The organism is Polyangium sp. 15x6 (assembly GCF_029960785.1).
Classification (GTDB): Bacteria; Myxococcota_A; Polyangia; order Polyangiales; family Polyangiaceae; genus Polyangium.
The window spans coordinates 76,998-96,891 of sequence record NZ_JASBQE010000007.1; the positions used below are offsets into that span (position 1 = coordinate 76,998).

12 protein-coding genes and 1 tRNA gene are annotated in these 19,894 nt (G+C 68.8%); 4 read left to right on the forward strand and 9 right to left on the reverse strand.

Features of this window, described 5'->3' with window-relative positions:
• Nucleotides 1–132 precede the first annotated feature (132 nt).
• Both QHF83_RS07865 and QHF83_RS07870 read left to right on the forward strand, forming a co-directional pair.
• A complete protein-coding gene (locus QHF83_RS07865) occupies nucleotides 133–1,518 on the forward strand; it encodes a sigma-54 dependent transcriptional regulator (protein WP_282417136.1) in 1,386 nt (461 codons plus the stop codon).
• Between the two features lie 155 nt (nucleotides 1,519–1,673).
• Nucleotides 1,674–2,876: a hypothetical protein gene (locus QHF83_RS07870; protein WP_282417137.1), complete on the forward strand. Its 1,203-nt coding sequence runs from the start codon at nucleotides 1,674–1,676 to the stop codon at nucleotides 2,874–2,876.
• 25 nt (nucleotides 2,877–2,901) lie between these two features.
• Here QHF83_RS07870 and QHF83_RS07875 read toward each other — a convergent pair whose 3' ends face one another.
• Nucleotides 2,902–4,149, reverse strand: a complete 1,248-nt coding sequence (locus tag QHF83_RS07875; RefSeq protein ID WP_282417138.1) for a hypothetical protein — start codon at nucleotides 4,147–4,149, stop codon at nucleotides 2,902–2,904.
• Nucleotides 4,150–4,307: 158 nt separating this feature from the next.
• Between QHF83_RS07875 and QHF83_RS07880 the strand changes: the two genes are divergently transcribed.
• Nucleotides 4,308–4,382: transfer RNA gene (locus tag QHF83_RS07880), tRNA-Cys, on the forward strand.
• Between the two features lie 36 nt (nucleotides 4,383–4,418).
• On the opposite strand, the gene QHF83_RS07885 is transcribed toward QHF83_RS07880, so the two are convergent.
• The gene (locus tag QHF83_RS07885; protein WP_282417139.1) at nucleotides 4,419–5,192 is read right to left on the reverse strand and encodes a hypothetical protein; all 774 of its coding nucleotides are present in this window, start codon (nucleotides 5,190–5,192) and stop codon (nucleotides 4,419–4,421) included.
• A gap of 110 nt (nucleotides 5,193–5,302) precedes the next feature.
• On the opposite strand from QHF83_RS07885, the gene cobA reads away from it, so the two are divergent.
• Nucleotides 5,303–6,913 carry a uroporphyrinogen-III C-methyltransferase gene (cobA, locus tag QHF83_RS07890; protein WP_282417140.1) on the forward strand — a complete coding sequence of 537 codons (1,611 nt, stop codon included), beginning with the start codon at nucleotides 5,303–5,305 and terminating at the stop codon, nucleotides 6,911–6,913.
• 9 nt (nucleotides 6,914–6,922) lie between these two features.
• On the opposite strand, the gene nhaR is transcribed toward cobA, so the two are convergent.
• The 7 genes from nhaR to secA all read right to left on the reverse strand — a co-directional run bounded on the left by nhaR (nucleotide 6,923) and on the right by secA (nucleotide 19,600).
• Complete coding sequence (nhaR, locus tag QHF83_RS07895) at nucleotides 6,923–7,822, reverse strand: transcriptional activator NhaR (protein ID WP_282417141.1); 900 nt, start codon at nucleotides 7,820–7,822, stop codon at nucleotides 6,923–6,925.
• Nucleotides 7,823–7,904: 82 nt separating this feature from the next.
• The gene (locus tag QHF83_RS07900; RefSeq protein ID WP_282417142.1) at nucleotides 7,905–9,302 is read right to left on the reverse strand and encodes a hypothetical protein; all 1,398 of its coding nucleotides are present in this window, start codon (nucleotides 9,300–9,302) and stop codon (nucleotides 7,905–7,907) included.
• Between the two features lie 36 nt (nucleotides 9,303–9,338).
• Nucleotides 9,339–9,716: a dihydroneopterin aldolase gene (gene folB, locus QHF83_RS07905; RefSeq protein ID WP_282417143.1), complete on the reverse strand. Its 378-nt coding sequence runs from the start codon at nucleotides 9,714–9,716 to the stop codon at nucleotides 9,339–9,341.
• Between the two features lie 108 nt (nucleotides 9,717–9,824).
• On the reverse strand, nucleotides 9,825–10,550 hold the full coding sequence (locus tag QHF83_RS07910; RefSeq protein ID WP_282417144.1) for a Crp/Fnr family transcriptional regulator: 726 nt from the start codon (nucleotides 10,548–10,550) through the stop codon (nucleotides 9,825–9,827).
• Nucleotides 10,551–10,594: 44 nt separating this feature from the next.
• A complete protein-coding gene (locus QHF83_RS07915; protein WP_282417145.1) occupies nucleotides 10,595–14,455 on the reverse strand; it encodes a hypothetical protein in 3,861 nt (1,286 codons plus the stop codon).
• Between the two features lie 40 nt (nucleotides 14,456–14,495).
• On the reverse strand, nucleotides 14,496–16,571 hold the full coding sequence (locus QHF83_RS07920) for a hypothetical protein (protein WP_282417146.1): 2,076 nt from the start codon (nucleotides 16,569–16,571) through the stop codon (nucleotides 14,496–14,498).
• On the reverse strand, nucleotides 16,568–19,600 hold the full coding sequence (secA, locus tag QHF83_RS07925) for a preprotein translocase subunit SecA (protein ID WP_282417147.1): 3,033 nt from the start codon (nucleotides 19,598–19,600) through the stop codon (nucleotides 16,568–16,570). Before secA ends, QHF83_RS07920 begins: the two co-directional genes overlap by 4 nt.
• Between the last annotated feature and the right edge of the window lie 294 nt (nucleotides 19,601–19,894).

Here is a 19,894-nt window from a genome sequence, read left to right on the forward strand (position 1 = left end):
GGGACCCCGCTCGCTCGCTTCCGCGTCCACTTCGCGGAGCTTCGTTACAGGTCACGTTCGAACCCGTGCCGTGACGGAGGCGAAGGGCCCGGCGCCGTCCCACCCCCGGCGGACGGGTGCTAGGGTCTGCCGATGCCGCGCGGCCACGTGCTCGTCGTCGATGACGAGCCCTCCATCCTCACCACGCTCCAGAAGGCTCTCTCCCTCGAAGGCTATACCGTGGACGTCGCCGGCGGCGTCCGCATCGCCGAGGAGAAGCTCGCCAAGAAGAGCTACGACATCGCGCTCTTCGACGTCGCGCTGCCCGACGGCGACGGCGTGTCGCTGCTCGAAAAAGTCCGCGTTGGCGGATCGGACCTGCCCATCGTGATGATGAGCGGCCACGCCTCGATCGACGCCGCCGTCCGCGCCACGCGCCTCGGCGCGCTCGATTTCCTGGAGAAGCCGCTCTCCACCGATCGGCTGCTCCTCGTGCTCGACAACACGCTGCGCCTCGTGCGGGCCGAGGCCGAAGCACGCGTACTGCGCGCGCAGGCGGGGCAGCTCGGGGAGCTCATCGGCGAGAGCCGGTCGATGGTGGCGCTGCGCGAGCAGATCGCGCGGGCCGCGAAGGCGAGCGCGACGGTGCTCGTGACCGGCGAGCGCGGGACGGGCAAGGAGCTCGTGGCGCGCGCGATCCACATCGCCGGCAAGCGCGCGAAGGGCCCGCTCGAGAAGATGAACTGCGCCGCGGTCCCGAGTGAGCTCATCGAGAGCGAGATGTTCGGACACGAGGCCGGCGCGTTCACGGGCGCGACGAAGCAACGGCGCGGAAAATTCGAGCGCGCGAGCGGCGGCACGCTCTTCCTCGACGAGGTCGGCGACATGCCGATGCCGATGCAGGCGAAGCTGCTCCGCGTGCTGCAAGAGCGCGAGATCGAGCGGGTCGGCGGGCACGAGACGATCAAGGTCGACGTGCGCGTGGTGGCCGCGACGAACCGCGACCTCGAAGCCGCCTGCCAGAAAGGCGAGTTCCGCGCCGACCTCTACGATCGGCTCAACGTCGTGCCGCTCGCGCTGCCGGCGCTCCGCGCGCGCCGCGAGGACGTCCCGCTGCTCGCGCGGCATTTCCTGGGCCTCGCGATGGCCGCGAACGATCGGCCCGGCATGGTCCTGACCGAGGGCGCGATCGATGTGCTCACGGGTTATGGCTTCCCCGGCAACGTGCGCGAGCTCCGGAATTTGATCGAGCGGCTCGTGATCCTGACGCCCGACGCGAAGATCGACGCGGAGGACGTGCGGGTTTGTCTGGGCGGCGCCTCGGCCGGGACGCCGACGGGCCTGTTTCGTCCGGGCACGCCGTTCCGGGTGCTCGCCGAGGAGGCGGAGCGGCGGATCCTGGAGGAGGCGCTCGCGCATCACGGCGGGGCGATGGCGTCGACGGCGCGCGGGCTCGGCCTCGAGCGGAGCCACCTTTACAAGAAATGCAAAGCGCTCGGGCTGCGCGGCGACAAGGCGGAGGCCGAGGACGAAGGGTAGAGCATCGAATTCGATGCTCGGAAGATCGCGAAGCGATCTTCCCTCGGGGGGTGAATCGACCGGGCTTTGCCCGGGCGAGAGGGGGACGCGAGGCGTCCCCCTCGGGACAGGCACTTGGTCGTGGCAATCAAAAGGCCGCGGCGAGGAGACGGGTCATGAAGTCGAAGACGTACGTTGCTTTGATTCTTACGGGTGCACTGGGCCTCGGGCTCGGGGCGTGTCGCGCGACGGGGAACAATACGACCGGCATCGGCGGCGAAGGCGGCGAAGGTGGCGCGGGCGCGTCGGGCGGCGGCGGCGCGGGCGCGTCGGGCGGCATGGGCTCGGGCGGGATGACCACGTCGAGCACGGGCACGCCGGGCAGCTCGTCGTCGAGCGGCACGATGTGCACGCCGACGGGCGACGAGAACACCACGGAAGCGTGTAGCGACGGCGTCGACAACGATTGCGACGGCTTCAAGGACTGCAACGACTTCAACTGTGACAGCGTCGCGCCGTGCGCGAAGATCCAGGAAGCGTCGAACCCGCTCTGCTCCGACGGGATCGACAATGATAATGACGGAAAAACCGATTGCCAGGAGACGGCGTGTCAGGCGCTCGCGTTCTGCAAGCGTGAATGGTCGAACGGCCGCTGTTCCGACGGGATCGACAACGACGGCGACGGCAAGAGCGATTGCTTGGACACCGATTGCCAGGCCGAGGGCATCGTGGTCTGCACGGGTGACCAGCCGGCGAACCCCATGCCGACGGCGGCCGAGTTCGAGTCGCTCGCGAACGAGGCGTGCACGAACGGGCAGAACGAGGACGGCAACAACTTCATCGATTGCAGCGACAATGCCTGCCTCGTGAACCCGGACGTGACGGCGTGCAAGAACCTCGTCAAGGAGGATTCGAACGTCTTCTGCGCGAACGGGCTCGACGACGACAAGGACGGAGTCTCCGATTGCGAGGATCCGGGCTGTCAGCGCGAGGGCATCGTCGTGTGCAACGCGAACGTGCCGGCGAGCCCGATGCCGGCGCCGAACGAGTGGACGGCGCTCGCGAACGCGGAGTGCTCGAACGGCGCGTCGGATGACAACAACAACTTCATCGATTGCGCGGATTTTGGCTGCTCGCTGAACCCCGACGTCACGATCTGCCCCGAGGCGAACGACGCCGAGTGCTCGGACAACGTCGACAACAACGCGAACACCTTCGTCGATTGCGCCGACAACTCCTGCAGCCGCAAGCCGAGCATCACCGTCTGCGGCCACGAACTCTCGTTCGCCGAGTGCAGCGACGGTATCAGCAACGACGGCAATCCCTTCGTCGATTGCGACGATTTCGCCTGTGCGAGCAGCGGCGCCTGCGTGAAGTGACGCTTCGCCCGGGGGGGCGCCTTTCCTAAAAATATCCGTGAATCGTGGTGGCGACGCTCTGGTCGAGGAACTTTCCGACGCCCGGGGCGGGGTGCTGCGTCCAGTGCGCGTATTCCACGAGGAACTGGAGATGGTCGTTCATGTTGTAGCCGAAGCCCGGCTGATGCATGAACTCCGTGTAGCCGACGTCGCGGTATCGCACGCCGCTCACGTTGTAGCGGGCCACGAATTTCCAGATGCGCGCCTCGCCGCCGACGAGCAGATAATCGTTCCGTGCCGAGGCGCGGCCGGGGACGGCAGGCGTCGTCGCGGTCGCCGGGACGGGCGGGATCGGCCAATCCGTGACGCTCTGGCCCATCTGGCGCATGACCTCGCCCCACGCGCTCACCGGGCCGATGTTGACCGTGGCGTCGACGGCGAACCGGAGCACGTCCCGGTTTTTCCCGGCGAGCGCCGGGATGTCCGCCTGGAAGTATTGCCCCGACGCACCCAGGACGAGCGACGTGTCCTTGTTCCAGTAATAAGCCGGCTCGGCGCGGACGATGGCGATGTGCCTGCGCCTCGCGCCGGGGATGCTGATCGTGTCGCGCCCGACGTACGAGCCGTTCGTCCGGCCGTCGACGAGGTAATATTGCCCGAAATACGCGAGGCGCAGGCCCGTCTCCTTGCCCGCGGTGCCCTCGATCGAGATGCCGTAGTTCGGGTCGAGCTTGATGCCGTCGTAGAAATGGATGGGACCGAAAAACGAGTTGTCCCAGAAGAGGCCGAAGCGGCTGTACGATTTGCCGACCTTCACCATGACGCGCGGGTGCTTGTAATAGAAATAGCCTTCCTCGATCCACGCCGGGCCTTCGTAGAACTCGCGCATGCGGGTGTCGCGCACGCTCGCGTTGAAGAAGAGGCCAAAATCGCCGATCGAGGCGTCGAAATTCAGGTGCGCGACGTGCATCCGGAGGAAGGGCTTCTCCTCGGGAGGCTGGAAGGGCTGGTAGTAGAAGAGCCAGGCGCCGCCGTGGAGCTCGATCTTCAGCGTCGGTTTCGAGGGCGGCGGCTCTTTCGGCGGCTTCGCGGCGTCCTTCGCCGGGTCCTTCGCCGCGCCTGCGTCCGAGGGCTTCGGCCCGGGGTCGGGCTTGGCTGCCTTCCGCGTCGGGTCCGCTCCTCGCGGGTCCTCCTGGACACGGCGCGGAGGCGTGGACGTGATGCCCTGTCCCAGGGCAAACGACGGCGCCGCGAGGAGGCAAGCGGCCCAAACCCATCCGACGATCGCACGCATGCCCGTTCTCCGCTCGCCCTGCACGGACCATCGTACCGGATCGAGGCGCGGCGCCGAAAAAGTTTCAGGGACTGTGGTGGGGGTCACCTGAAAGGTGTCGTGCACGGACGCTTGACAGAGGGCGCAGGATGGGGCAAAAACGCGCCCCTACCAGCCGCGGTGAGGTAGCCAAGCGGTTAGGCAACGGTTTGCAAAACCGTCATACGCGGGTTCGAATCCCGTCCTCACCTCCAGAAACTGCTTCTTTCGGCCGGGATCTCCCGGCCTGATCACCAGCCGTCGTGATCGGCGCGGCACGAAAGGGCGTCGACGAGAGCCTCGACGACCGCGAGCTCACTCGCCCGGATGCGCGGCGCCTTGCGGCCGAGCTCGATGGACGCAGCAAGGCGGCCGCCCGCGAGCACGGGGACCATCCACGCCGCCTCGCACGAGACGCCAAGAGTCAGGAGCCGATCCCGGACCGCCTGCCCCGCGGGGCCCGGCGAGGGCTCGGCGACGACCGTGTTGCCCTCCGCCGCCGCCGCGAGCGCCGGATCCACGAGGCTCGTGCGCTCGCCGATCATGTCGCGCGCGAAGGGGCCGTGCGCGTACAGGACGACCGCTCCGTCGGGACGCACCACGTGCACGAGCCCGGCGTCGGCACACGTGCGCACGACGGCCGCGTTGAACAGGAGGAGCAGCGCGTCGTCGAGGTCCGCGGCGCCCGCGAGGGCGTCCTGCGGCATCACCTCGTCCGGAAAGACGGGCCGACCCGGCAGCGTGACGTCATCCCCCAGGCTGCCCGGGATGGTCGCCGCGGGGCGAGGATGGTAGGGCGGCGTGGGCGCCGCAGAGTCGACCGAGATCACCGCGAGCTCCGAGAGAGGTCGCCACACCTTCCACGCCTCGTGACGAACGTAGCTCTCCAGCGGCACCTTTCCCGCCTCGAGGCCCCGCGCGATGAGCTCGATGCCGACAGGACCGACCGCCGTCGCCCCATCGGAGACGTACCATCGGTCGACGACGCCCGCGCTGGGTTCGGTGAGCAGCTTGATGGATCGCATACAGCAGAGATCCCCAACGAGGAAGGGATGTGATGGGCGGAATCTAGGCGAATTGCGCATTGTGTCAAGGATGTGGCAATCGGGTGAAGAGGAAAGTGGTTGCGGGGATCATGAAAAATCGGTCGGAAGGCGAAGAAAGCGGGGATTTTACGCGATCCGCGGCACGGGCTGCCGCGTCAGGGACGGTGTACCTCGTAGGCGGAGGCCCCGGTGATCCTGGACTTTTGACCGAACGTGGGGCCGAGCTTCTATCGAGCGCGGAGGTGGTGCTGCACGATGAGCTCATTCATCCGGCCTTGCTTTCGCGCGTGCGGCCCGACGCGGTCGTGATGCCCGTGGGCAAGCGAGGCTCGGATCGCGCCTCGAAGCAGGCGAAGCAGGAGGCGATCGAGGCGGAGCTCGTGCGGCTCGGGCGCGCAGGGAAGAGCGTGGTGAGGCTGAAAGGCGGCGATCCGTACCTGTTCGGCCGAGGCTCGGAGGAGGTGGAGGCGCTCGCGCGCGCGGGCGTGCCGTTCGAGGTGGTGCCCGGCGTGTGCTCGCCGCTCGGGGCGACGGCGTACGCGGGGTTTTCCCTGACGCACCGGGATCTCGCGTCGAGCGTGACGATCGTGAGCGGGACGATGCGATCGGGCACGGGATACGACTGGTCGGAGCTCGCCAGCGTGAAAGGCACGATTTGCGTGCTGATGGGGATGCACAACCTGGAGGAGGTCGTGGCGGGGCTCGTCGGGCCCGCGAAGCGCGCGCCGGAGACGCCGGCGGCGGTGATCCAGTGGGGGACGCGGGCGGAGCAGCGGGTCGTGACGGGGACGGTCGCGGAGATCGCGGCGAAGGCGCGTGCGGAGGGGCTCGGGAGCCCGGGGATCTTGCTCGTGGGAGCGGTGGCCGCGCGGCGGGAGGCGCTGCGCTGGTTCGATACGCGGCCGCTGTTCGGCAAGCGCGTGGCATTGCTCCGGCCGCGGGGTCAAGCGCAATCGGTGGCGAAGCGGCTCAGGCAGCGAGGAGCCGAGCCCTACGTGTGGCCGGCGATCGAGATCGGTCCGCCGCCGGATCCGTCCGCGGTTTCGGCGCTCGTTTCGGAGCTCGGCGCCTGGGACGTGGTGGCCTTCACCAGCGAGAATGGCGTGGAGCGGCTCTTTGCGGCGCTCGCGGAGAAGGGCCTCGACGCGCGGGCTTTGGGCCGCGCGAAGGTGGCGGCGATCGGGACGGGGACGTCGGCGGCGCTGCTTTCCCGGGGAATTCGCGCGGACATCATGCCCAAGGATTTTCGCGGGGAGGGATTGGCGGCCGCGATCCTGGCGGACGAGGAAATACGGAGTCGTTTGTCCGAAAAGAAGATTGTGCGTGTCGTGATCCCGCGCGCGCTCGTGGCGCGGGAGGCGCTGCCCGAAATGTTGCGGGCAGCAGGCTGCGAGGTGCGGGTCGTGCCGGTGTACGAGACGCGAAAAGCCGGGCCCGAGCGGACGGCGGAGCTCGTGCAGAGGTTCGAGGAGAAATCGATCGACGTGGTGCTGCTCTCGGCGACGAGCACGGTGGAAGGGCTCGTGGCGGCGCTCGGGGCGCGGGCAGGCGCGCTGCTCGCGGGCGTGACGGTGGCGAGCATTGGCGAGATCACGACGGAGAGCGCGCGGGCACGGGGAATCGAGGTCGCCGTGACGGCGGAGACGAGCACGATGGAGGGGCTCGTGGAGGCGGTGGAGAGGTATTTCGCGCGGAAATGAAAGGCGGGCTCAGCCGAAGATGTGTTTGCGCGCGGCGCTGGCGACTGCGTTTGTCGCCGGGTTTTTGATTTTTCGTTCGCCGGTGATCGCGTAAAAGCGCTCCTTCACGGCTTCCGTGTGGCCGACGACACGCAGGTCGTACTGATTCTGGATCTCTTTTTCGATCACCGAAGGCGCGACGAGCACGCCCGCGCCGGCCTGGCCGAAGACCTTGAGCAGCGCGCTGTCGTCGAACTCGCCCACGACGCGTGGCCGGACTCGTTCGGATTCGAACCATTGCTCGAGCGAGCGCCGGAGCGTGGTGCCCTCGGCAGGCAGGAGGAACGGCGCGCCGTCGAGCAGGCCCGGGAACGGGCGTCGCGTGTCGAGCGCGATCGAGGGCGCGGCGAAGAAGCTGATCCCGCATTCGCCGAGCAAATGGCTGTACGCCTTGATCTTCATGCCGGAGCTGAGCGGGGCGTCGGTGATCACCATGTCGAGGTTGTGGAGGGCGAGCTCCGCGATCAGCCGTTCGGCCTTGTCTTCGCGACAAACCATACGCACGGGCTCTTCGAGGTCGAGGGCCGGTTCGAGCAGGCGGTGCGCGATGAGCTTGGGCAGGACGTCCGCGATGCCCACCACGAACCGGAGCGGCCTGCCGGTCGGTCGGCCTTTGACCGTGTCGAGCAGCTCGCGGCCGAGCGAGAAGATGTCGTCGGCATAACGATAAACGACGCGCCCGACCTCGGTGAGGACGAGGTGCCGGCCGCTGCGAGCGAAGAGCTTTTCCCCGAGCGCCTCCTCGAGGGCGCGAATCTGTCCGCTGATGGTGGGCTGGGCGAGCCGTAGCTCCTGGCTCGCCCTCGCGATGCTGCCCTCTCGCGCGACGACCCAGAAATAAAGGAGGTGATGATAGTTGAGCCACTCCACAGTGGCCGCAGCATACCATCGTTTTTCCCGATGTCTCCGCCACGATCCCTCGGTTTTTAGGGCAGCTGACCTCGCTTTGGCTTCAGGAAATGCGGATCGGATTCGCAAGGAGCCACAAGCGCTCGCGGATGTACGACGCGCCGGTGTCGCCGACGTGCGGGCGGAGGTGGGTCGGGAGGATGCGGACCTCGACGCGATACGCGCCGGGCGGCGCATTCTCGAGGCGGATCGCGTCGCCCTCGGCCGCGATCGTGGTGCCGGACGCGTCGATGCGCAGCAGGCGCATGGAAATCGTCGGTGCGTCGACGGCGGGATCGAGGTTATGAACCTTGGGAGCGTGGGCCACGATTGTCGCGCCGGCGGAGGCCTCCCCACCCATTTCGACGACGGTACCGTTTGTCTCGGCATGAAAATCGAATCCGGACGGCGTGCCGAGGATCTCGAACGCGACGTAGCTGCGGCCGGCAGCGAGGGCGGTCTTGACGGAGGTCGGGGTGATCGGGCCGTCGACGAGCGCGATGTTCGAGAACCACCGCATGAGGCGGCGGTAGCTGTCGCCACGCTCGCCGTCGCGGAGCACGCCCGAAAAGCTATTTTCGTGGACGTCGGTGCCCGCGATGCCCGTGACGTGGCGCGTTCGGAGCAAGGCGTCCCAGCGCTGTCCGTAGATGGGTAGCTCTTCGAAGAAGCCAAGGAAGGCGAGGTCGGGCTGCGGGCCGTCCTCGTCCTGGCGCGTGAACGGGAGGATGGAGGTGCCCCCGCCATAGGCTTCGAGGCCGAGGTAGTCGCGGCGAATGTCAGGGTCGATCGCCGCGTGGACGTTGTAGACCTCGATGCCGTCGTACGGCATCGAAGCGAGCCACTCGGGCGTGCGGGACTCGGTGTGCGCGATGAAGACGAGGGCGCCGGCTTCGTGCATCGCATCGACGGTGGTCGCGGTCTCGCCCTCGTAGGTGGCGCGGCGCGTGGCCGGGTCGCCGGGGAGGTGGCGTTCGAGGCCGACGGACATGAAGGTGTTCTCGTTGCCCGCCGTGACGAGGACGCGGCGGCCGTCGCCGCACGCGACGAAGTTGCCGATGGGCGCGCCGTCCGCGCCGAGGACGGGTTCGTCGCCGGGCTGGATGAAGAGCAACGAGGGGAAGTCGGCGTCCGCCATGTGAGCGGCGTGGTCCGTGAGGAAGACAAAATCCTCGGCGGCGTCGCACATGCCACGGCGGAGGTTCGCGACGCAGTCGGCTCGAGGTGCGCCGCTGTCGTCGAGGCCTTTGCCGTCGCACGCGTCGTGCGAGTAGGGCGAGTGGCTGTGGATGATGCCGCGCGCCTGCGTGAAGCCACGCACGGGGCCGAGCGCGACGTCGCTCGGTGTGGCGAGTTTGTCCCAGGCGCGCGGCGTGGGTTTGGCGGAGGGGGTTACGTCCTCGCTAGAGCAAGCGAGGGCGAGGAGCGCGAGCGGTGCCGCGAGGAGCGAGAGGCGATGCATGGCCCATGATAGGCCGCTCGCTCGTCTGCGGGATGGCTACGCGGGGCGGTTCGCCGAGAGCTCGACCGAGACCGCGTCGACCGACACCGACGTGGGCGGGCCGAACTTCTTGACCTGCACGGTGACGGCGACCGCAGGCGTGTCGGCGAGGATGCGCGTGATGAGCCGCTCAGCGAGGATTTCGAGCAGCTTGTACGAAGCACGCGTGCCCTCGTCGACGACGAGGTTCGCGAGGCCGTCGTAGTCGAAGACCTTCGCGAGGCTGTCCGTCCGGGGCAGACTCGTGACGGGCAACGAGACCTCGACATGGACGACGAAGTCCTGCGGCAATCCGCGTTCGGCCCGCGAGACACCATGGCGCGCGCGGAACCGGATCCCTTCGAGTCGAATCCGGTAGCTCTGGGCGATCGACATCGCGGTCGGGCGATAGCACGCCCGACCGCGACCGAGCACGCGAAAAGAAAAGACGCGCGGGGGCTCCGCGCGGACGAGCCGAGCTACGCCGCCGAACCCCCGAGCGGGTCAGCGGCGCTTCGCGAGCGCGTCGCGGTCGACCACGATGAGCCGTCGACCCGCCACGGCGAGCAAGCCGTCCTTGCGGAGCGCGCCGAGGGTGATGGTGACGGTCTCACGCGTGGAGCCGATCGACTGCGCGATCTCGAGGTGCGTGATCGGCGCGGAGATCAACGTGCCGCGTGTGTCGGGTACGCCCCAGCGATCGACGGCCCCGAGGAGGAACTCGACGAGGCGGCCTTCGACGTTGCGGAAGAGGAGCGACTCGATGCGATCCTCGGCCGCGCGCTGGCGATCGATGAGCAAGCCGAGGAGCGCGATGCCGAGCGCGGGATCGTCGCGCAGCCACGCTTGGATCGATGCGACCGGGAAGCGCACGACCTCGCTCTCGTCGATGGCGATTGCGCTCTCGGTGTACGTCCTCGCGCCCGCGAGCGCGGCCTCGCCGAGGAGATCACCGCTGCCGCGGTAACCAAGTGGAACCGTCTGTCCAGACGGTAGTTTGCGCTCGAGCCGCGCGCGCCCGTGTCCGAGGAGCGCGAGCGACGTGACGTCGTCGTCCTGCTTCTGGATGGACATCCCCGCGCGAACGACGTCGATTTCGGCGACTTCGAGCGCGCTGTCGAACGTCGAGCGAGCCACCTTCTCGAAGAGAGGGCACAGCTTGAGCGCACGGTTGATGCGTACCTTGGGTGCGTCGACAGAGGGACGCCGGTTATCCTGGATCGTGACCATGATTCATGGTCCATATTACCAGGATTGGTCGTAACGCGAGATCGCTAACGTGAACCCACGGAAATCACGATGTCGCGATGCAGGGCCGCCTCGGCCTCGCGGACGAAGCTCTGGAAGGTGCCATACGCATCGGGCTGCACCCGGCCGGCAGGGATGGTGATCGCGCGCTCGAAGACGAGTGTGTCGCGATCCACGCGGTCACTGACGGTGGCCGTGCGGCCTCCGTCCTGGGTGGAAGCCGAGGAGAGTTGTGTGGTGACTCGCGCTCCCTCGGGGAGTTTCACCTTCAGGCGAACGTTCGAAAAGACCGAGGATTGCTCCGAGATGTAGAGCGGCGTCTCACGCGAGGGGAGGGCAGCGAACGGCGAGAGGCGGAGCGCGAAGGGCGGCGAGATGACCATGTCGCCGGTGCGGACACGGGCGAAGTCGTTCATCTCGAGGTCCATGACGAGGACGAGCGGCGCGTCGAGGTCGGCCGCGTTCTTGATGTCGAGCGAGCGCAAGCGCGCGCCAGGCAAGGCCTGGCCGATGAGCTTGGTCTCGATGGCCTCGTCGCGTTGCGCGTCAGGCAAGCTCTCGAGGGCGGTGCGGAGCATGATCGCGAACTTGCCCTCGAAGCGCTGTTCGAGCTTGAGCGCGGCCGATCCGTCGCTGCGGAGCTCGACGGTGCCTTCGTACGTGACGCCGTCGCGCGAGCCGGTGAGCGGCGTGGTCTCGCGCGGCGCGCCCTCCTCGAGCACGACCGCAGGCTGGCCGCGCAAGGAGCTCGGGAGGTAGCCGAACGGCGCGAACTTGTCGCGCACGACCATCCAGCGCACGCCACGCTCGGTGCCGAGGCGGACGGCGAGCGCGTTGAAGGACTCGGCTTCGCTGAGCGGGCCATTGGAAGGCGGGGTGAGGCGATCGCGGACCATGCCGAGCGAGGCGTCGATGCCGGCAAGGCGGCAGAGGTAGAGGAACGCTTCGGTGCGGTTGCCGCTCTTGCCGATGATGATGCGGCGTCCGTCATCCTCGCGGCCCTGCTCGACGTTCGCGAGGACCCAGCGGTAGATGCGGCGCGCCTGCTCGTCGACGGACGTCGGGCGGGCAGGTTTGTCCGCGTCGTCGGGCGCAGCGCCGGTGACGATGCTCTCGGCGATGCGCTTGAGGCGCGGGTCGCGCGGGGTCTCGTCGCTCGTGGCGTCGACGAGGCGATCGATGCGCTCTTCGAGGTTGATGCCCCAGCCGACACGCACGTTCGGGAGGAACTCCTGCGTCGGCGCGCTGCCAGGCTCCTCGGGGAGCGCAGGGCTGCGATCGACGCGGAAGCGACGCTCGACGAACGCGCCGTTCTCCTTGAGGGTGGGCTTGGGGACGCTGCCGCCGATCTCGACGTCGAGCGGGCGGTTCTTGGGCGAGACGACGACGTACTCGCTGATGAAGTAGGGGATCTTCTCTTCGCGGAAGAACCAGCGCGGGCCCTCGAAGCTGCGGCCGCCGCGGCCGTCGCCGCGCAGCGTGTAGAGCGTCTCGGTCTCGATGTAATCGCCGACCTCGAGGTGCGGCATGGTGACGGTGGGCTTGCCGTCGACGAACTCGGGTTCGAGGACGCGGCCGTCTTTCTTGACGGTGCGGAGCTTGAGGACGAGGCCACGCGGGACGCGCTGCTCGGCGAGCTCCTCGATGGCCTCGCGCGACTGGATGCCGATGATCTCGTGCTCGAGCATGCGCGCCGAGCCGTCGGCGTGGACCCAGACGGTGGCGTAGTCGAGGACGCGCGCCGCGGTGCCGGGCATGGTGACGCCCGAGGCCTCGAACTGCGCGATGACCTTCTTGCCCTCGATGCGATACGGCGTGAGCTCGGTCGTGCCCTCGACGAGCTCGATGGCCTCGCGCAGCGCGGAAGGATCGGCGCCGGTCTGGATCGCCTCGACGAGCGCGGTGCGGAGGGCCGTCTTGTCGCCGCGGGCGAGGCGCGCGTCGGCGAGCGCGAGGCGCGCGGAGGCGTCCTCGGGGTCGTTCTTGACGGCGCGCTCGAGGGCTTCGATCGACTCGCGCTGCGCGCCGGCGCGGGTGAGGAGATCGGCGATCTTGATGGCGATGTCCTGACGATCGCGGCGGGTCTTTCCGATGCGTTCGAACTCGCGGATGGCGCCGCCCCAGTCGCGTCGCTCGAGCGCGCGCTGGAGGGCGACCTCGGCGTCGGGATCGAGGGCCTCGATGCGCTTGGCGATCTTGTCGGCCTCGGCGACGTCGCCGCGCTCGTCGTGCAGGCGCACGAGCGCGAAGAGGGCCTCGGTGTCCTCGGAGAAGCGCGTGGCCGTGTCCTTGACGGTGCGCGCGTGCTCGACGGTCCAGCCGATCTGCGCGTACATGCGGCCGAGTCCCTTGAGGATGTCCGGGACCTCGCGGAAACGATCGGCGAGCTTGGCGATCTTGGCCGCGGCCTCGGGCGCGCCGACCTTGTCGGCCTCGTCGAGCGCGAGCCAGAAGAGCGAGAGCCAGAGGTCGGGGTCCTTGGCGACGGCGCGGGCGCGGACGTCCTTCACGAGATCACGCGCGTCGTTCTGCGGGAAGATCGGGTCCTTCTCGATGAAGAGCGCCTGCGTGGAGAGCGCGGGGCCCGTGGCGCGCGACGGATCCTTCACGAGCGGTTCGAGCAGCACGGAGGCGAGGTCGTCCTGTCCCTCGATGTGCGAGAGCCACGTGGCGAGGTAACGCGCGATGGGATCGTTCGTGTCGCGCGGCGAAGGGCGCGGAGTGCGCGGCGCGGCGGGGACGCCGAGCGCGAGGAGGAAGGGTTCGAGGACGTTCGGATCGGGCAGGACGAGCGGCGGTTCGAGGACGTACGGCGCCGTAGGATCGTCGGAGGTCTCGGCGCCGAGGGGCAGGCCATTCGGCGCGAGGATGCGGATGCCGGTCTCGGCGCTGCCGATGCTCGCGAGGATGCGATGGCGGCCCGCGGAGAGGCGGACGCGCGCGCCGAAGCGAGGCCAGATGCCCCAGTCGCGCGGGTCACGCGCGAGGACCTCGACATCGTCGACGCGGATCGAGAACGCGCCCTGCACGGCGACGATGAGCTCACGCTCGGCAGGGAGCTCGAGGAAGGTCTCGGCGTAGAAGACGCCACCCGAGACGGGCTCGGCGGTGCGGATCTGGCAGCCGCGCCGCTCGGTGGCGAGGACACGCGGGCGATCGGCGCGGCGCGGATCGGCCGGGAAGAGGCGAGGCCAGGGGCCGGCGCGCTCGGCCTCGTAATGCTCGCGGTGATCATTCGCGGCGAGGTGGCCGAAGGGGCCGGCGAGGCGCGCCTTCTTGGCGCAGCCGAAGCGCTCGGCCGCGATCTCCGTCGGGCTCTTGTCCTTGCCCTCCGCTTCCTTGCGCAGGCCCTCGACGCTCCACCACTCCGCGAGGTCGCTGCGCGCGCGCCAGCCGATGTGGCCCGGCTGATCGATCGTGCGCACGACCGTGTCCTTCGCGAGTTCCCAGATGCCGGGGACGCTCGTGCGCAGGCGCAGCAGGTGGCTCGCCGCGTACCAACCGACGAGCGGCGCGTCGGGGTGATCCGTGGTGCGGGCGGCATTCACGGCGTCGAGGTGCGCGAGGGCGGCGGCGCGGAAGCGTCCGTGGATCTCGTCGTCGACGGCGCGCGCGAGCGAGGCGTAGAGGCCCTTGTTCGTGGAGGCCTTGTCGAGCTTTCCGCGCGCCTCGCGGGCCCGCGCCGCGTCGCCGCCGGGGACGAGCAGCTCACCGAGGAGCCAGCGGCCGAGGACCTCACCGTCTTGCGAGGCGCTCGCGCCGGCGCGCATGGCCTCGATCGGATCGGCGGCCGGCTTGGGGACGGCCGAGCCGCAGGCGCCGAGGGCCGTCACGAGCGTGGCGGCGGTTGCGATGCGAGCGATCGCGGCGATCAGGCGAGGACGCATGGCCGACGTGTTAGCGCGGCCAGGCAGGGGGGGCGAGCCGTCAGGGGACGACGCCGTCGAGTTGCGTCGTGATCTGGTGGAGGAGGACCGCCTGCTCGACCACGCCCGGCGCGACGTGCCCACCCTCGGGGCCGACCGCTCGTCGCAGCGTGGCAAGCTCCTGGTGGGCCGCGAGCAGGGCTTGCTCGAGCTCGACCGCCACGGCCGCGGGCTCTCCCTCGCCGCGCTCGGCGGACGCGAGGGCGAGCTCGAGCTGCGCGATGCGCCACTCGGCGGCCTTGAGATCTGCCTCGGAGCGGGCCGCGCGGACCGCGAGCGTGTCGAGCTGCGTCTTCAGGGTCTCGGCGTCGGCGTTGGCGACGGGAGAGGCTTCCGTGGTCTCGGAAGGAGCCGCCTCGGTCGCGGATGCAAACCCGCCGAGCGTCGACGGGGGCACGGGCGCTCCATTTTGCGTTTGCGGCGTCGCTGCCGGAGGAGCGGCCTCGCCCGCGGGGACCACGGCCGTCGCGCGGAGCGTTTCGAGCTCCTCGACGAGCTCCTTGCCGACGCGCAGGCCTTCGCGCAGCTCCGCTTCGAGCACCGCGATGCGATGCCCGCGATCCTGGAGCTGCGCTTCGAGCGCGTCGATCTCCGGCGCGAGGGACTCGCTCGCGGCGCGCTCGGCGAGGAGCGCGGCCGTCTGCTTCTCGAGCGTCTGGACCTTCTCGGCCAGGTGGAGCCGCTCCGCCGTGGTCGCGGCGAGCGTCTCGCCGAGCTCGTCGGCGCGGCGCACGGCGGCTTGCCGGGTGGCCTCCGACCGTTCGAGCGCGGCTTCGAGCTGAGCGACGCGCGAGAGCAGACCGGGATCCGGCTCCCGCGAGGCGGCCTCCTGGGCGGCGAGGCGGAGCTCCAGCTCGGCGACGCGGGCGCGCAGCGCGGCCCGATCGCTCGAGAGCTCCTCGATGCCCACGCCGGCCGCGCTGAGCTCGCCTTCGACCTCCATGGCGCGCGAGCGCGTCGCGACGAGCTCGGCCGTGAGCTGCTCGATGCGCTCCTTCGCGCCCGGGATCTCCGGGCGTCCGCGGGCGAGCCCGAGCTCGACCTCGGCCTTCGTGCGGAGTTTCTTCTCGTCGTCGAGCTGCTTCGCGAGCTTGGTCGCGCGGTCGCGCTGGCGGCGGAGCTCCTCGTCGAGATCGCGGATCTGGTGCGTCAGCCGCTCAGCCCGCACGTGCGTGTCGCCGGCGCGCGTGTCCACGTCGCGCAGCCGTTCGAGCTTTGCTTCGAGCTCGACCACGCGCGCCGCGGTCGCCACGGCGGCGGCCGCGCGCTCCTCGGCAAATTTTTCGTCCGTGCGCCTTCGCTCGTCGTGCACGGCGAGCGCGGCTTCGAGCTCCTTCACGCGGCTCGCGTCCACGGCCGTCGCGCCTACCGTCCCGATCGCCTCGCGCACCTCGGACAGCGAGAGCTCCACGACCACGAATGCGTCGACGGAGACCTTGCGCTCGCTGGCGATCGCGATGAAGTGCTCGGGCTCCTCGGTCGCCTTGAGCAGCGACGTGTCGACGCTGACCTCGAGATCCGGGCCGGCGGCGAAGTCCGCCACCGTGTACCCGACGAACGGCGCTTGCCCGAGCATGCGCACGACGGGGAACTGGAGCGAGACGATGTCGTAGAGCGCGTAATACCCGGGCGGCGACGTGTCCTTGCCGCGCGGCGAGGCGAGCGCGAGCAGCCTCCGCGACGCGTCCGGGTTCGGCGAGGCGATCACCGCGACGCCGGCCGAGCCGACGAGCTTTCGTGCCCTGCGCAGCACCTCGGACGGGTCGGCGAAGAGCGACAGATCGGGCACGACGACCACGTCGAAGGCCCCGTCGCGCACGCCGAGGTCGCCTTCGAACACTGCGTGCGTCACGTGCCGGTCGCGATCCTGCGCGGTACGCGCGAAGGCCTGGGCCGCGCGCGCTGCGTCGGGATCGTAGGCGTGGACGAGCCTCGCGCCGCGCTCGACGAGCTTCTCGGCGAGCTCCAGGGTCGCGTCGCCGAGCACGGCGACGCGACGCGCGCGGACGAGGCGCTCGAGGTAGGCCCCGAGCACCATCGACGGGTGGACCGGCCTTTGTGACGCCGCGGTGCTCATACCGACGCCTCGTCCTCGGCGCCGTGGCACTGCATGAAGGGCTTACCGCTGCCGCAGGGGCACTCCTGCTCGGCCTGGACGACCGGCTCTTGCGGCGGCGGCTCGGCGGAAGCGCCGGGCGGCAGCTCCTCGTCGTGGTGGGCCACGGCGTGCTCGAGCTGCGCCTGGTGACGGGCGAGGTCTTGCTCCTCGATCGCCTGCTCTTCCTCCTCGCGACGCACCTTCATCGCGAAGACCTTGGTCATCACGTTCGACTGCACGCGCGCGACCATGGTCACGAAGAGGTTGTAGCCTTCCTTCTTGTACTCCTGCTTCGGGTCCTTCTGACCGTAGCCGCGCAGGCCGATGCCGTCGCGCAGGTGGTCCATGTCGGTCAGGTGATCGACCCAGGACTTGTCGAGCTCTTCCAGGTAGATGTGCCGGAAGATCCTGAGGAGCAGCTCCGTCCCGATCTCCTTCTCGCGGGCCTCGAAGGCCTTCTCGGCGCGATCGAAGAGGTCGTGCGCGAGCTGCTCGGCCTCGGCGTGCTCGGCGATCTCGTCGGGCAGCTCGATCCCGAAGTGCTCGCGGAAGCCCTGGAAGATCCCGCCCCAGTCCCAGTCCTCCGGGGGCTTCCGCGGCGGGCAGTTCTCCTCGACCATCGCGCCGATGATCCGGTCCATCAGGTCGAGGAAGCGCTCGCGTTGCTCGGTCATCGCGCGCGGGATCAGGTCGACGCACTCGTCGTAGATCTCGACCCCTTCGTCCTCGCGGCCCTCGAAGTCGATCTTCACGCCGTAACGCGTGTAGAGCTCCTTCTGCAGGTTGTCGGTCTCGACGAACTTCTCGACCTTCTCGAAATCCTTGCGCGTGAGCGTCCGCGGGTTGCCGTCCTTGTCGCGCGGCGAGATCGGATCGGCCGCGAACATGCCGAGCATGTAGCCGACGTCCGGCACCACGTCCTCGACGAGGCGCGTGAGCGGCTTGATCGTGCGCTTCTCGCCCGTGGGCTTGCCTTCCTCGTCGACGATGTCGGGGGTGTAGCGTCCGACGAGCAGCTGCTGACGAATGTCGTAGATCGTCTTGCGCTGCGCGTTCATCACGTCGTCGTACTCGAGCAGGTTCTTGCGGATGTCGAAGTTGCGCTCTTCGACCTTCTTCTGCGCGTTCTCGACGCTCTTCGTGACCCAGGGGTGCTCGATGGGCTCGTCGTCCGGCATGCCCATCTTCTCCATGAGGTTCTTCACGCGGTCGCCCGCGAAGATCCGCATGAGGTCGTCCTCGAGCGACAGGTAGAAGCGCGACATGCCCGGGTCGCCCTGGCGGCCGGCGCGGCCGCGGAGCTGGTTGTCGATGCGCCGCGACTCGTGCCGCTCCGTGCCGATGATGTAGAGCCCGCCGATCTCGCGCACCTCGGCGCCCTCGGCCTCGCACTCCTTGCGGATCTGCTCGACGAGCACCTCGAAGGCCTCGGGCTCGGCCTCGGGCAGGCGGTTCTGCTCCTTGAAGCGCAGCTTCGCGAGCATCTCGGGGTTGCCGCCGAGGAGGATGTCGGTGCCGCGGCCGGCCATGTTCGTGCTGACCGTGATCGCGCCTTTGCGACCGGCCTGCGCGACGACGTAGGCCTCGTTCTCGTGCTGCTTGGCGTTCAGCACGCTGTGCTTGATCCCCTTCTTCCCGAGGATCTTCGCGATCGCGGCGCTCTTCTCGACGCTCGTCGTGCCGACCAGGATCGGCTGACCCTTCTCGTGCTTCTCGATGATCTCGTTGACGACGGCGGTGAACTTCTCGCGCTCGGTCTTGTAGACGACGTCCTCGTCGTCCTTGCGGATCGTGGTCTTGTTCGTCGGGATGATGATGACGTCGAGCTTGTAGGTGCTGTGGAACTCCGAGGCCTCGGTGTCCGCGGTGCCCGTCATGCCCGAGAGCTTCTTGTAGATGCGGAAGAGGTTCTGGAACGTGATCGTCGCCATCGTGCGGCTCTCCTCCTGGATCCGCACGTTCTCCTTGGCTTCGACCGCCTGGTGCAGGCCGTCCGACCACCTGCGTCCCGCGAGCACGCGGCCGGTGAACTCGTCGACGATGAGGACCTTGCCCTCCTTCACCAGGTAGTTGACGTCGCGCTTGTAGAGCGAGTGCGCGCGCAGGCACTGGTTCAGGATGTGCAGCGTCTCGAGGTTGACCGGGTCGTAGAGGTTCTTGCTCTTCAGGACCCCGATCGCCTCGAGCAGCTTCTCGGCGAGCTCCACGCCATCGTCGGTGAGGGTGACGGAGTGGCCCTTCTCGTCGACGTTGTAGTGCTCCTCGTTGCGGAGGCGCGGGATGATGTCGTTGATGACGCGGTACTTGTCGCTCGACCGCTCGCCCTGGCCGCTGATGATGAGCGGCGTCCGGGCCTCGTCGATGAGGATCGAGTCGACCTCGTCGACGATCGCGTAGTTCAGCGGGCGCTGGTGATAGTCGAGCGCCGAGAACTTCATGTTGTCGCGGAGGTAGTCGAAGCCGAACTCGTTGTTCTGGCCGTAGGTGATGTCGCAGCGGTAGGCGTGCCGCTTGTCCGCGTCGTTCTGCTGGTTCACGACGACGCCGGTCGAAAGGCCGAGGGCGCCGTAGAGCCTGCCCATCCACTCGGCGTCGCGCTTGGCGAGGTAGTCGTTCACGGTGATGACGTGGACGCCTTTGCCTTCGAGCGCGTTGAGGTAGCAGGGCAGGGTGGCGACGAGCGTCTTGCCTTCGCCCGTGCGCATCTCGGCGATCGAGCCCTGGTGGAGCACCATGCCGCCGATGAGCTGCACGTCGTAGTGGCGCATGCGCAGGACGCGCCGACTGGCCTCGCGGCAGACGGCGAAGGCCGGGATGAGGATGTCGTCGAGCCTCGCGCCGTTGTCGAGCTGGGTCTTGAACTCGGCCGTCTTGGCCTGGAGTTCTGCGTCCGAGAGCTTTTTCAGGTCCTTCTCGAGGGCCCCGATGGCCTCGACCTTCGGTCGCATGCGGCGGATGGCACGGTCGTGCGAGGTACCGAAGATCTTCTTCATCGCCCAGGTGAGCATCGTCTTTCGCCTTGGCTCCGGGTCTCGTCGTCCCGGTCGGATCGAGGGTCGGGGGTGGCGCGGAGCCTGCCGAACGTAGTCCCTACGGCAAGCGGGCGCAAATCCCGGGATGGGGACCTGAACCCGTACCCGTTCGAGGCGCTTCCCGCAACGGAGCGAAGCGCAGCGAAGTGGAGCGCGCGGGGGGTGGGGGGCGGAGGAGCCCCCAACGCTGGGAAACTGCAGAGAACCCCCACCCGATTCGAAACCGCGGGGGTGTGGGGGGCAGAGGAAGGACTGCAACGCAGTCCGACC